Source organism: Nodosilinea sp. AN01ver1 (assembly GCF_050565655.1).
In the GTDB taxonomy this organism is placed as follows: Bacteria; Cyanobacteriota; Cyanobacteriia; order Phormidesmidales; family Phormidesmidaceae; genus Nodosilinea.
Map to the genome: position 1 here is coordinate 1 of NZ_JBNXVS010000026.1, position 13,805 is coordinate 13,805.

11 protein-coding genes are annotated in these 13,805 nt (G+C 55.9%); 3 read left to right on the forward strand and 8 right to left on the reverse strand.

The genetic code is table 11. The annotated features are described in order from the left end of the window. The first annotated feature begins 261 nt into the window (after positions 1-261). Positions 262-996 (forward strand): 5'/3'-nucleotidase SurE, encoded by a 735-nt coding sequence (gene surE, locus ACQ4N7_RS18625; protein ID WP_430712992.1) that lies wholly within the window; start codon positions 262-264, stop codon positions 994-996. Between the two features lie 171 nt (positions 997-1,167). Here the strand turns inward: surE and ACQ4N7_RS18630 are convergent, their stop codons facing one another. The 7 genes from ACQ4N7_RS18630 to ACQ4N7_RS18660 form a co-directional block, all read right to left on the reverse strand. Further along, complete coding sequence (locus ACQ4N7_RS18630; RefSeq protein ID WP_430712993.1) at positions 1,168-2,286, reverse strand: DUF7482 domain-containing protein; 1,119 nt, start codon at positions 2,284-2,286, stop codon at positions 1,168-1,170. Between the two features lie 423 nt (positions 2,287-2,709). Further along, a complete protein-coding gene (gene hpsU, locus ACQ4N7_RS18635) occupies positions 2,710-3,396 on the reverse strand; it encodes a hormogonium polysaccharide biosynthesis acetyltransferase HpsU (RefSeq protein WP_430712994.1) in 687 nt (228 codons plus the stop codon). Between the two features lie 35 nt (positions 3,397-3,431). After that, on the reverse strand, positions 3,432-4,394 hold the full coding sequence (locus ACQ4N7_RS18640) for a glycosyltransferase family 2 protein (RefSeq protein WP_430712995.1): 963 nt from the start codon (positions 4,392-4,394) through the stop codon (positions 3,432-3,434). Positions 4,395-4,469: 75 nt separating this feature from the next. Beyond that, on the reverse strand, positions 4,470-5,402 hold the full coding sequence (locus ACQ4N7_RS18645) for a glycosyltransferase family 2 protein (protein WP_430712996.1): 933 nt from the start codon (positions 5,400-5,402) through the stop codon (positions 4,470-4,472). A gap of 166 nt (positions 5,403-5,568) precedes the next feature. Then, complete coding sequence (locus ACQ4N7_RS18650; protein ID WP_430712997.1) at positions 5,569-6,648, reverse strand: fatty acid desaturase; 1,080 nt, start codon at positions 6,646-6,648, stop codon at positions 5,569-5,571. A 293-nt stretch (positions 6,649-6,941) separates the two neighbouring features. After that, positions 6,942-8,597 carry an alpha-amylase gene (locus ACQ4N7_RS18655; protein ID WP_430712998.1) on the reverse strand — a complete coding sequence of 552 codons (1,656 nt, stop codon included), beginning with the start codon at positions 8,595-8,597 and terminating at the stop codon, positions 6,942-6,944. 224 nt (positions 8,598-8,821) lie between these two features. Further along, complete coding sequence (locus ACQ4N7_RS18660; protein WP_430712999.1) at positions 8,822-9,865, reverse strand: AEC family transporter; 1,044 nt, start codon at positions 9,863-9,865, stop codon at positions 8,822-8,824. Between the two features lie 646 nt (positions 9,866-10,511). Between ACQ4N7_RS18660 and ACQ4N7_RS18665 the strand changes: the two genes are divergently transcribed. Together ACQ4N7_RS18665 and psb32 are read left to right on the forward strand one after the other, a co-directional pair. After that, the gene (locus tag ACQ4N7_RS18665; protein WP_430713000.1) at positions 10,512-10,784 is read left to right on the forward strand and encodes an Npun_R1517 family heterocyst differentiation transcriptional regulator; all 273 of its coding nucleotides are present in this window, start codon (positions 10,512-10,514) and stop codon (positions 10,782-10,784) included. A 157-nt stretch (positions 10,785-10,941) separates the two neighbouring features. Beyond that, a complete protein-coding gene (psb32, locus tag ACQ4N7_RS18670; protein WP_430713001.1) occupies positions 10,942-11,682 on the forward strand; it encodes a photosystem II repair protein Psb32 in 741 nt (246 codons plus the stop codon). 55 nt (positions 11,683-11,737) lie between these two features. On the opposite strand, the gene ACQ4N7_RS18675 is transcribed toward psb32, so the two are convergent. Further along, positions 11,738-13,552 (reverse strand): polysaccharide deacetylase family protein, encoded by a 1,815-nt coding sequence (locus tag ACQ4N7_RS18675; RefSeq protein ID WP_430713002.1) that lies wholly within the window; start codon positions 13,550-13,552, stop codon positions 11,738-11,740. Positions 13,553-13,805: the final 253 nt, after the last annotated feature.

Genomic DNA, 13,805 nt, shown 5'->3' on the forward strand with positions numbered 1-13,805 from the left:
AATGATCTTTTCCCGGAAGTCAAGTGAGTAGGCTTTCATCACACTCTCCTAAAGGAAAACCAAGACTGTAGCGTGCGCAGTATTTCCTCTACTTTGATCGTACCTCGCCCATTCAGGAACCGCTATATGAATCAGCGTAACGTTCATAGAACGTCTCAAACAGCCCAAGCACAAGATTTGAACAGTTTAGAACCTGTGGCCCTGCCATCCCTCAGCAAAGAGGCAGATCGCGGTCACGCCAAAGGAGGAAAAGAAGTTTAAATGCGGATACTGATTGCTAACGACGATGGCATTTACAGCCCTGGTATTGCAGCTCTAGCAGAGGTAGCCGCCACCTTTGGCCAGGTGCGTATCGTTGCGCCCGATGTCGAAATGTCTGCGGCGGGGCACTCCGTTACGGCGTCACGCCCTCTCTCCTACAAACGTACGCCCCTGCGAGATTTTGAAGCCTACCGCGTCAACGGCACCCCCGCCGACTGCGTAGCGCTAGGCGCTTACCACTGGGACAAAGTAGATGTAGTGCTGTCAGGCATCAACTTAGGCAGCAACTTGGGCAATGCAATGTGGCATTCGGGCACCCTTGCGGCCGCCAAGCAGGCGGTTTTGCTGGGGCTGCGCGGCATTGCCTTCAGTGCGCCCGTAACCGAGAGCGAGCCCAACTTCGACCTGATCAAGCCCTGCCTGGCCCAGGTTCTAGAACTGCTTCTACCCGATCCAGATCTGGCTTTGGTCAACGTCAACTTTCCCGACCAGGCCGCCCACGGTCTACGCTGGACTCGCCAGTCGGTGCGGCACTACGACGGTCAAGTTATGCCCAGCCAGGATCCGATGGGGCGGCAGCACTTCTGGTTTACCGTGGTACCCATGGAGTCCCCTGAGCCCGGCACCGATCGCTGGGCTGTAGAGCAGGGCTACGTCTCGATGACGCCCCTCCGGCTCGATCTGACCCATGAAGCAGAACTGGCTCGCGCTCAGGAAAGGCATCCCTGCGACTAAACGCTGGAGCTAACAGCCAGGGTAGATTCAGGATTGGGAGGGCAAACAAAACCTCTTAAAAACTGCAAATTCAAGACTGAAGCTAACCTAAACGCGACACTTAAGGTTTCTTAAAACTGCCGAAACGCAGGTAGATCATGGATATATCTACCTGCGTTTATTTAGGGTGATTTAGACTTCATTTGACAGCACCGGATGGGCAATTACAGGACAGTTAATAATGGCCTGGGTGGGTCGTAACCCATACAGCCAGTCATTACCCGGCCCCTCAGGGCTAATGGCTGCACTGGTGACCATGCCCGCTTCTATCAACCCTTGCAAATCTTCAAAAGAGGTGATGCGTCGCACCTTATTGTCTGCGATCGCCGCTTCAGTCCACATGCTGACATGGGCATCCCAGAGAGGGCTATAGTTGCTATCCGCCGCCGGGTTGTCGTTGTCGGGGCCGTAGGGAAAGATATTGATTGGGGCAATGCCGTTATTGGCGAGCGAAGCCACAAATCCTTGATGCTGACCCGTTCGGGTATCGCTAATGCCGTTGAGAACCGGCGAAAACCCCAGCAGCGCCGATGGATCGGAGGGCAACGATTTGCCATAGGCCGGAATATCAGCCAGCTTAGGCGCAAAAACCCCTTTTTCTAGCACCGAAGGCACCGCCGCCGACACATCCGTGACCAGGTGATAAAAATACTGTCGTCCGCCCTGAAACCCATCCAAAATTGACAGGGTTACGGTCCTTTTTTCCAGGTCAATGGCTTCTAAGCGATCGTGGCTACCGGAGGCATTGTGAACAATTTGGGCGTTGAGCACAACGCTGCTGGGCAACACCGCCATCGACGAATACTGCGCGTCTGCGATCGCCCCCGGATTTGCCACCGCTGGCGGGAACGGATTGGGGCTGCCGGGTTCAACCTGATACTCTGGCGAAAAATCTATGTTTCCTCGAAACTGAATAATTCCTTGCGACAGAGTCACCGGCTGAGCGCCAGCGGTACCGATGACCTGCTTCATTTTGGGCGCATAATTAATGCCCAGCTGCTTAGCAACGTTAAAATCAGAAGCCTCAGTCAAAATGTAATAGACTGACTCGCCCTGAGGAGAAAGCCCTCGATACAAAGGCAGGGTTACGGTGGCGCGGTTAGGGGTAAAGTCGACAGCCAGCGCGCTTTTTACATACACATTATCGCTGGGTTTGAAACTGATGGCGGTGCTTTCAGAATAGGCGGGTCGGCCCGATTCTCGGGCGGCAGCGGCCAAAATAGCGTTTGCTTCAGCCACTCCGTTAGGCATGGTTGCAAAACTAGCTGATGCGATCGAAATCGTTAAGGCGAGCAGAAAACTGACTAAAAGTACTGCCCTTCTTCCAATGTTCATAGTTTAAGGTTTTTCCTCAATTTGGGGCTTGCTCCCTACTCTACATAGGTCGCTACGACGTGTTGCTAAACCCTAGATGAGTTCTCGCTCTCGCCAATTGTTGAGGGTTTTACCTGATCTATAGGTTGGCCAATTGCCGGATTTAATTGTTCAAAACTTACCCAGCAATATCAGGCCACATTGGCTAAAGCTTGTGCACCCACAGCCCATAAATCGAGTTCAGCACGTTGCGCTAGCCCAGCATAATTATAGGAGCCAAAATTTCTCGCCGACAAAACTCTAGGCTTAGATTTAGCTTAGATTCCTGTAGGACACAGATGAGTTGAGCGATCGCAAATTCTAGCCCTCATCATGCGCCATTTGGCGTGGGGCCACGGCTCGACAGGGGTTACCGTAGCAAACTTGCCCCGGCGGCAGCGACTTAAATACGCTGCTGCGCGCGCCCACCACCGAATTTGCCCCCACCGTTACGCCAGGGGCCACAAAGCAGTCGGTAGCGATCCAGGCTCCGTTTTCTATCACCACGGGCGCTACCACCAGGCCAAAGTGCGGGTCAGAAATATTGTGGCTGCCGGTGCAGAGATAGCTTTTTTGCGAAATTACGCAGTGCTGGCCAATGGTGATCTGCTCCAGGCTGTAGAGCACTACGTTGTCGCCAATCCAGCTGTGGTCGCCAATCGTCACACGCCACGGGTAGGTAAACCGGGCCGTGGGGCGAATTACTACACCTCTGCCGATGGTGGCGCCAAACTGCCGCAGCAGCCAGCACCTCGGCGCGTGGGAGGCGTGGGGTGTGAGCGGAAAAATCACCGCCTGCAGCAGCCACCACAGCAAAATCGTTACCTTAGAGCGTCCCGGTTTGTACCACGACTGGTCGTAGGTATCGAGTTGCACCCAGGGGCGATTCCCGCAGGGATACTCGATCTGAGTCGGTTCCCGTTTCTGAGATGCCGCAGGCTTTATGCTTCGCGAAGCGCCGTCCTGCTCTGAAGAACTGTCGGGCGGATAGGGGGAAGGAGCAGACATAATCAGCGGCGATCGAGAGATTTTGGCGAGGGGTCTTAAGGGGCTGATTCTACCGAAACAATCGCCGGTTGAACCGCTGGCTGAGACAGGGCCGTATTTTCTTTGGGAGTAACATTCAGCTGCCCACCAAACTGACGCAGCTCAAACAGCTTGACCCCAATCTGATATTCATACTGACTCAGCAGTCGCCCGTAGATATAGCCCGCTCGCCCGTCTAAAAAGCCCAGCCGCACGACGTAAAACAGCACAAATCGCAGCAGCGGCTTGAAGGGTAGCCGCACCCAAATTTTCTTTAGAAATCGCTTGCGCTGCACCGCATCGCCAAATAAATTTGCGCCAATGGTGCCGCCATCGCCCATGCCGGTGAGCAGGTTGTAGTAGACCTGCGCCTCCCAGTTGGAGTAGCGGTTGTGGCGGGCCAGCCAGTGGTACAGGTCGCGAAAATCTTCGTGGAGCATGTCGTGTTTCAGGTAGCCCACGGCCCCTTCAATCATCACGTGCTCGTGCACTTCGTTGTCGCCCGTGTTGGGAATGTCGGCGGTTTGAAGGTTTTCGTAGCGGCCCTTTTGGTGGCGAAACAGGCGCAGGTTCCAGTCGGGGTACTTGCCGCCGTGGCGAATCCAGGTGCCGAGAAAAAAGACCCGGCGGTTGAGGTAGTAGCCGTCAAACTCGCTTTGCTGAATGGCGGTGGCAATCTCATCCCACAGCGCGGGGGTAATGCGCTCGTCGCAGTCGACAATTAGCACCCACTCGTGGCTAAAGGGCAGGTTGTCTAGGGCCCAGTTTTTCTTTTTGGGCCAGTGGCCGTTGAACTCAAACTGCACCACCTTGGCCCCGGCAGCAGCAGCAATCTCGACGCTGCGATCGCTGCTGTGCGAATCCACCACAAAAATTTCTGCTGCCCGCTCCAGGCTGGTCAAACAGGCGGGCAGGTTTTGCTCCTCATCCTTAGCCGGAATCAGCACAGAAATAGGTACTTTGGGGGTCGTAGTCACCATGGTGGATTCCCTTTGAATCGTGGTTAACTGCAAATTCAGCTCAGCAAGCCGTGGAAAGACTGTAGCCCTGACAGATTAAGGGCAGGCCCTAGGCCCGGGTGCCAAATGGCGCAACCCGCTAAACACGTAGCCCAACTGCCCGTAGGCGTAGACCAGGTTCTCAAAGCGCAGGGCCGGGTCTGACCAGCTTTTGAGGGCCTTAACCAGCCCCCGCAGCAGGCACAGCCCCCGCACCCGCAGCCGCTGCCGGGTCAGGGTGTGGCTCAGGTGCTCGCGGTAGCACTCGCTAATGCCCTGCCACCAGCTGCGGCGCAAAAACCAGCGGCGGTGCAGGCGCTCGGGGGCGACGTTGTGGGCCACCTGGGCCTGGGGCACAAACAGCACCTCAAAGCCAGCCGATAGCGCCTGCTGGGTCAGATGCAGTTCTTCATTGGAGAGCAGGTTTTTGCCCACCCGGCCCAGCTGGGGATCAAACCCGCCCACCGATTCTAAAAAGCTTTTTTTGACCGCGTAGTTAAGGCCCCGAGGGGTTTGGCCAGGGTCAGTGATGGGTTGCAGTGCAGCGCCCAAATCGTAGGCCCCCAGGCTGTGCGCGAGGGTGGGCGACAGCCAGGGGGGCGGGGTGGTACCCGGCGGCCAGATTAGGCTCACCGCCCCGCCCGCGATCGCCGCTTTGTCACGCGCTGCAAACGCCTCAGCCAGCGCCACCAGCCAGTGGGGCGAGGCCTCAGCGTCGTCGTCGAGGTAGGCGAGAATGCTGCCTCGGGCGATCGCGGCTCCCCGGTTGCGCGCCGCCGATAGCCCCAGAGTGCTTTCATACACGTAGGTTAGCTGTGGGTGGGGCAGGTAGGCCTCGACCACAGCTTTCGTATTGTCGGTCGAGGCGTTGTCCACCACAATAATTTCGTAGGCGCTGTAGGTTTGGCCCAGCAGACTGGCGATCGCGGCCCCCAAATAGCTGGCCCGGTTGTGGGTGCAAATGATAGCTGAAATCAAAGGCTGGATCATTTCAGAGCGCTGCAAAAAGAACCTATACGAACTCCAAACGCCAAATTCAAACGCCAACTTAAATTAAAGCGGGCAGCCTAGAACCGCACTGACTCTAAACTGCCCACTTCATCCCTTAGACTACCGAAATAGCATCGGTATAGGACTATTTTGAAAACGTTAAGGCCTAGCGGCGATCGGGGTGGGGCTGGTAGTAAACCTTAGCGCCCTGGTCGGCTACGTAGTGGCAGGCCCAAAACGAGCGGGCAAAACTCTTCCACACCGGCTCTTCAGAGCGACGGTAGTAGTCACCCAAAATTGGTTTAATCGCTTCGGTAGCCGTCTTCAGGTGGTAGTGGGGCATGTTAGAGAAAATGTGGTGGGCCACATGGGTGCCGATGTTGTGGTGAATGGGGTTGATAAAACCGTAGTCGCGATCGATAGTCGACAGCGCCCCCTTGAGAAAGTACCATTCGTCACCCCGGTACCAGGGAATATCGGGCTCACTATGGTGCAAAAACGTCACCAAATCAAGCCATACGACAAATACCAGGTAGGGTGCCACATAGTAGGTCGCCAAAAACAGCAGCCCGTGGGTAATGCCTAACCACACCAAAAACCCGATCATGGCTGACCAACACAGGGTACTGACCAGCACATCGCGCCGCTCTGAAGGGCGAAACAGATCGCTACTGGGCACAAAGTGAGAGCCGCTGCGCCCCGACGATCTAAAAAATAGATAAAACGGGTAGGCAAACAGCAATCCATAGAATCGCACTAGTTTTTGGGGCCATGGCATGGCCCGATAGGTTGACTCACTGATTGGGTACCAGCTCTCATCGGTGTCGATGTTGCCGGTGTTGGCGTGGTGGGTGCGATGGCTAATCCGCCAGCCGTGGTAAGGCACCAAAATGGGCGTGTGAGTCAGATGACCAACCAGGTTATTGAGCCATTTGTAACGAGAAAACGACCCGTGGCCGCAGTCGTGGCCCACCACAAACAGAGCCCAGAACATGGTGCCCTGGGCCAGCCAAAAGAGAGGGAAAAATAGCCAAGAGTTGAGCGCATGGGCTACAGCATACAGCGCTGCAATAATCCCAATATCTAACCAGAAATAGGCTAACGACCTAACGACAGAAGGCTGAAAACAACGGGCTGGAATAGCCGCCTTGAGGTCTTGAAGGGTAAAGTCTAGCTCCTGGGCTGAGCGCACATAGGCTGAAAGTTCTGCACCCGTAGCCCCTAAAGGAACGCGATCTACTTGCACGAAAGTACCAATTTAACCATAGAAACGAACGCCCACTGCTTCAACAAAATGAGTGGGCGTTACACAGCTTAACTTTTCGCGGCATAAAATTCTATCCTGCGGGAGATGAGCGGTGGGCAAGGACAGAATAATCGCTTGGGTAATAGGGTGCGATCGCAGGGTTTACCTCCGGTATAGCCATCGCCCACAAGACTCGTATGGCGATGGCTATACCCAGCTCGCTGTCCCAGGCTTAGCTACGGTTAGTTACTACTGTCCTAGGCGCATTGGCCAACGCTACATTCCAGCGTTCCCTAACCTGGCAGCTTTTCCAGAACCGATCCCAGCGCAGGATGATCTTCCACCCAAACCGACACCGAGCCGCCGTTGCAGCGAAACTCCGCCCAGCCATCGACATTGGTGGTAATCGTGTGGGCAATATTCCCGGTCAGATCGTAGAACGTGGTGTTAGGCCGCCCCACCTCCATCCACTTGGTGCCCTCGGCCCCGTTGCTTAACAGCACCGCCATCGCCCGGCAGCGATCGCCCTGGCCCAGACGCGTCCAGCCCACCACGTTGGGGTGATCAAAGTAGTCGTATTGAGGACCGTAGGCAAAATGCTTGCGCCCGATCAGCAGCCGGTCCAAAATTTCCCGGTGCGAGTCCATCCAGATCTCGTAATCGTTGCCGTCGCGGCCTTTATCGACATAGTGGGCTCCGTAGTAGTCGCAGTAGAAAATGCAGGGATAGCCATCGGCTCGCAGCAAAATCATGGCGTAGGCCAACGGCTTAAACCAGGCCTCTACTACCGACTCCAGCGCCTGCAGCGGCTGCGTGTCGTGATTTTCGACCAGGGTGACCGCCAGCAGCGGCATTTCTTTGACGACCGTGTTGTCAAAAATAGTGCGCAGATCGTAGCTGCTGCCCGCTTTGCTCGCCTTGTGAAAGTTGTGGTGCAGCGGCGCATCAAAGAGGTCGAGCCGACCGCCAGAGTTACCGGCGTACCAGCTCAGTGACCCGAGGTCATAGGTCCAGTATTCGCCCACACAGAACAAACTCCGCTGAGCATAGTGCTCCAGATGGGCCAGCCAGTCAACAAAAAAGTCGCCGCAAATGTGCTTGATGGCATCCAGCCGAAAGCCGTCGACCCCAACGTGGTCGAGCATCCACTCGCCCCAGTATTTCAGCTCGCCGCTCACCTCTGGGTGGTCAATATCGAGATCGCAGCCCATCAGGTAGTCAAAGCCACCCAACTCCAAGCTCACCTTGTCTTCAAAGGTTTTACCCTCAATTAGCCAGACGGCTTTATAGTCGGGCTCCCAACTGTTGTAGTCAACGGCATCGAAGTGGTACCAGTGCCACTTCATGCTTGAGTATTTGTCGCCGCGTCCCGGAAAGTTAAAGCCTGTCCAAGACTTAATCTTGCGTATGTTGCCCAGGGGTCGGCGGCGATCGCTCGGGTCCATTGGGGTCGCGTTAAACTCTTCCTCACAATCCGCCGCCATCTTGTGGTTAAACACTACGTCGGCGTAGATATTAATCCCTACCTCACGACAGGCTTTTACGGCCGCTACATACTCGTCTTTGGTGCCGTACTTGGTGCGCACGGAGTTCTGCTGGTCAAACTCCCCCAGGTCAAACAGATCGTAAACGCCATAGCCCACATCGCAGCCACCGCCAATTCCCTTGTAGGCTGGGGGTAGCCACAGGGCGGTAATGCCCGCATCGGCCAAAGCCTGAGCCTCTGCTTTAACCCGATTCCAGTGGCTGCCGTCGGCGGGGCTATACCAGTGGAAGTACTGCATCATCGTGCCGTTAAACTCCCCCTGTCGGTGTTTACCTTGCAGAAACTCGGCATTAGCCTCCAGCCATTTTTGCAGAGAAGCCTTGGCGGTTGCCTTTGCATCCGTTGTAGGAGTAGGCCCTAGCGCCTTGAACTGGTCCTTCAGCTGCTGAAAAGGAGTAGACATGGCAACCACCGAGGATGATGTTCTCCTCAGAATAAATGTAAACCTTAAGACTTAGGTAAAGGTTGGCCATTCTTCGGCACATAGTTCTCGGCTCCCGGCCACACCTCAACAGTCAATTTCAGTAGTGCTATTCCCCAGTCAAGGCAAGCTTAGTCCAAGGCAAGCGTTGTTTGGGCAATCAGGTAGAGCGGCTCCCTATTTCGCGGTGTTTTTAAGCTGAAAACTTAGCCAAAAACGATTAGCCATAGGGGGATGGTCAGCAGCAGCCCTCCAGTAGATAGGGCAATGCTGGCGGCGGCAAGCTCCGGGTCCAGCTCATACTCTTCCGCCAAAATTAACCCCGCAAAAGCGCTCGGCATACCCGACATCAGCACCAGCACCAGCACGGCGTCTTTGGGCAGCCCTGCCCTTAACGCGATGGTTCCTATCACCGCAGGCAGCACCAGCACCTTGAGGGTTGCAGGCACCAGCGCCAGTTTCAGGCTGCTCCACCCCTGCAGATGGCTCAGCCGCAGCCCCATCAGCACCAGGGCCACCGGAATGACCAGCCATACCGACTGATGCAGCGCATCCTCTACTGGCGATGGCCAAAGCCACCGTTGAGAGACTGTCCCCAACCCAAAGGCCCACAGAGATGGCACCGTAACGACATCGCGCAGCTGCTGCCAGCGCGACTGCGCATGGGTGCCGCGCCCAAACCAGCTAGCCAGATACACCCCCAGTCCGTAGGTGCCGACTACGTTCTGCGTCACGCTGTAGAATACGGCCCAGCCCAGATAAGGGCCAGTGACCAGGGTAGGCACGATCGCTAACCCCACAAACCCCGTATTGCCGAGCATAGAAGCCAGTACAAAGCTGCCCTGGCGCGGTTTATCGGCCCAGGTCATAGCTGATGAGAACCCCTGGGTCTGCAAAGTAGCGGCTTCAGAAATAGGCGGTGCTAGAGCGACACCCTGCACCAGGCCATCGCTGTCTAGAACTGCTGCAGTATCGGGTGTAGACGCTACCCAGCGCACTAGGGCCAACCCAGCCAGGGCAAGCCCCAGCCCCAGCCCCAGAGCAACCACGGTGTACAGCGGAGCTAAATCGGTATCTTGGGCAAAGTGGGTCTGACGGGCCAGCGCAAAAATCTCTAGGGGAATACCAACCCAGTACAGCGATCGCCCCAGCCATCGCGGTAGAGCTACGGGTGCAAACTGGCCCAACACCATGCCCAGTCCCGTCCAGATCACCAGCGGCAAGTAGGCTTGAATGAGAGAATCGCGCATTTTTATCGTTCGCTATAGCACCTAACCTAGTCAGTATTCTACGGAGGTTTTATGAATAAAGCACTAGGTGATTGCGATCGCAGGACTTACTCCTAGAACACTTTCGACTGCCAACAACGGTAGAAAGACACGGCCTTAATTCAGCCATTTTGCTGGCTGTAATCTTAACCCTCAAACCTTTACCTAACCCTATTTAGCCCTTAGCACATGGGTTTTCGAAGCAATATTAAATTTCAAGTGGTCTCTAAAACCAACCCAATCTTTAGTTCCAAACGAACGCCAAGTATAAAAAGATCGAGCTAGCTTGGGATAATACCTACAGAATTTTGGGCCATTAATCATGGCCTCACAAAACTGTATCAATCCTGTAAAAGCGATCGCCAAAATCTAGCTCTAGCTGGTTTTTTTTGATTTGATGGCATTAGATACCTAGGCCTATCGTGCTGCCCATCGCCCATGTGCAGCATTTCAAGCGCCTGAGTAACCTCAATCACCGTCATCATAGAGGTTGCATCACCGTTATGGATCTAGCCCAGCGCCACACCATTACCTGATGCCCTGCTAGCCTCCAGCAGGATCCATTCTCTAGCCCCCAGTCTCCTCTGATGACTCCTTCCATATTTAGCTAGGGAGTATACCTTCGACCATGGCTACGTCTGCACCCCATCCGTCCGCTGAGGCTCAGGTTGGCGTCTACGAGTGCACTGTCACTCTCAAGTTTCGAATCCTAGAAGAAAATGGCGTCATTGCCAATCGCGACCATCTACTGGAGCTGCTGATTGACGCCTATTCTTACGGCAGCGATGAATTTGTCGAGCAGCTAGAGTCCCAGGTAGAGGTGAACGAGGTATCGGCAATGGCCGCTTCACCGCTGATGCGACGGCAGCTGATCCGGCTCCGCAATTTGCCTGCGGCCTAAGCAACCGCTGGGCTAGCAGTGCTATAGCTTCGCGCCTGTTTGCAGGAACCTGATCCATCTGGTTCCCTCAAAGCTCTTAGGCCCGTATATTTATTAGTAGGGTTTTAGGCGAAGCTCGGTAGTCCCTAAGCCCTCGTAGTCTCTGTAGCCTAAGCCCATGAACAGTCACCTGCCCCAACGGATGCTTGCTCGCTCAGTTCAGCTGGGCTGGCGGAGCTTTTTAGGCCTCGTGTTGCCGTTGTGTTTAGTGCTGGGGCTGGGGGTTTCTGCCGCTGAGGCAGTGGCTGTTTTTCAGATCCCGACCGTAGCCGCTGGCGACTCCACCTGGATTGTCGACGAGGCTGGCATCATCAGCCGCATCAATGAGAACAAAATTTCGAGCCGCTTTGGCGAACTGGCAACCGCCACAGGTAATGAAGTTCGCCTGGTGACCATTCACCATTTTGACTACGGCGAAACGATTCAAACCTTTACCGACAAGCTGTTTGAACGCTGGTACCCCACTCCGGTAGACCAGGCCAATCAAACCCTGCTCGTGCTAGATGAGGTCACAAAGACCGTAGGCATTCGCGTGGGCGAGCAGTCAGCCGCGCGACTAGACCCAGACATTGCCAACAGCGTTGCTCAAGAAACCGTGCTTTACCCGCTGCTAGAGGGCGACAAATACAATCAGTCGTTTCTGGCGGCCAGCGATCGCTTAGTGGCCGTACTCAGCGGCCAAGAAGACCCAGGTCCACCGGCCTTCGACGACTCCTTTGACAGCGAAAGCACCTTTGCCAGCGCCGAAGAAACCGCCGAAAATCGCGGCAACAGCACCATCGTTCTGGTGGTGCTGCTGGTATTGGCCACGGTTATTCCTATGGCAACGTATTTCTGGTACGCAGGCTTTGGCAACTAAACCCGCGTCCTGAACTGTTCTGGCTCTGGATCAGCGCTAGCCTCTCGAAGCAGCACTAGCGCTTAACGGTCGTCGTATTTTGCTCTTCGTCAACAACTAGAGGGCACGGGCTGCCGTTGTTGGCATCGGGGGGCACCAGGCCAACAATATGAGGCACCGGACGGGGAATATACCCCACTAGAGAATCTCCTTGATAGGCGAGAGACGTACTGGCTCCTGAATCGAGCATTACCGCATCGCGCAGACCGGCCTGGTGCAGCATTTCACCTAGCTGTACCGAGTCCACCATTGTGTGGGTCACCCCTACCACCGGCTGCCCAGCCGTATTAATGCCCCAAAACGCGCGATGGCGGCGGGCATCGTAATCAAACAGGCTGCCAAAACTGCTGGCGGGCTGGGGCAACCCATCTTTAACAAGCCAGGCGGCGGCCACAAAGGCGTCGGTTACGCCGGGCAACTCGCGAGCTAGCCCAGCCAGAGCATTGTGGCGATCGGCCTCAAAGGGCACAAACAGTACTCGGTCGGGCGCAATCAGCACCAGGGGACGCCCGTTCAGCCTGGGGGTCTCTCCACCATAGCCAGGCACAAACTGCCGAGTGCTTTGACTCAAAACTGGGCCAATCATGACGTTGGAGTCCAGATACTCCAGGGAGAAAAATCCACCGTCAACCGCTCCAGCAAGATTGGTCCCCGCCATAATGTCTGTCAGCTGGTAGCGACTGTTGGCGTGGATGGTCACTGGCTGACCACCTGTGATGATTGAGAGTGACTGGTCCTCCAGGTCTATTTCTTGGACTTCTACAGGAGCAGTAAAGTTAAACTCTGAGTCGGCCACCGCAACTGGCGCAGCGCTGGGAGTAGGGGAGCCACCCCAGGCCACATCCACTAGGGCGTCAAGACTGGACTGACCGAAGCGCTCGATCGCTAGCAGCGACTCTGAGGCCCCGGCAAACTGCTCATCTTGCTCACGCATTGTGAACGCAGCCAGGTAGCCCGCATCGGCCACCGCCTGGGCTACCCGCTCGTCGTAGTAGCCGGTGGGATAGCTAAAGTAGCGCATGGGTACGCCCAGTTCGCTCTCGAGCCGCCGCTTCGACTCCACCACTTCATAGACTAAGTCATCGTCGCTGAGCGCGCGGAGGTCGGCTGGATGCGTGACGCTGTGGGACCCGATGGTAATCAGAGGATCGGCGGTCATGGTCTTGAGTTGGTCCCAGGTCAGGGTCGATCGCCCAGCTACGTCACCGTCTACCTTGCCCGGAAAAACAAAAAACGTAGCGGGCACCTGATACTTCTGCAAGAGCGGATAGACATGCTCGTAGTGGCCCACGTAACCGTCATCAAAGGTAATCAGCACCGGCTTTTCGGGCAGTGGGGCACCGGTACGCAGGTGCTGCACAAGCTGATCGGGACTGATTGGCGTCAGCCCCTTGTCCAGAATGGTTTGCAGGTGAGCTTCGAAGTCAGCGGGGGTGAGGTCAAAAAAGACCTCCGGTGGTTCGAGCACGTCGTGGTACATCAAGACGGGCACCCGTGCCTCTGCGGCTTGGGGATGAATGCTGGGCCAGGGCGCTGCTCCCAGCTGCGCGATCGCCTCGGTTCCCAGGGTTTTCGAGGCGGCCCCTAGCCTAGCCCCCTGAAACAGTTTTTCGCTGCGATCGCCAGCGGCCTCTGCTTCGACTAGCCCCAGCGGACGGCTGCACAGCCGCTCGCTGCTAACCGTGGTGGGAAAGGCATCGACCCCAGGCGCATCGATCAGGGCAAACAGCTGCGTATTTAACGCCCGGGGCTGATCGGCAGAGCCTGGGGCTGCACTAACCACATCGCCCATTGTGATCGCCCCAGTGCTCAACGCTCCGGCCAGAGGCACAGCAGCTCCTAACAAAAATGCGGCTGACCCCATTGTCAGCAGTGTCCTTGCCTTGGATGGCTTTGTACCGGATACTGTCTTAGCGCTCTTGCCCATCTCTAGCTCCCCCCACCAGAGCCACAGCCCCGGCCAAAACCCATTACATATTACTGGGGAACGCTGTCTTTGTCCGCCTAAAGTGGCCCAGTTTTTGGTTAAGGAACCGTTAATTCCAACCTGGTAGACGAAGCCGTTCCTGACCCCAGACTAGGAC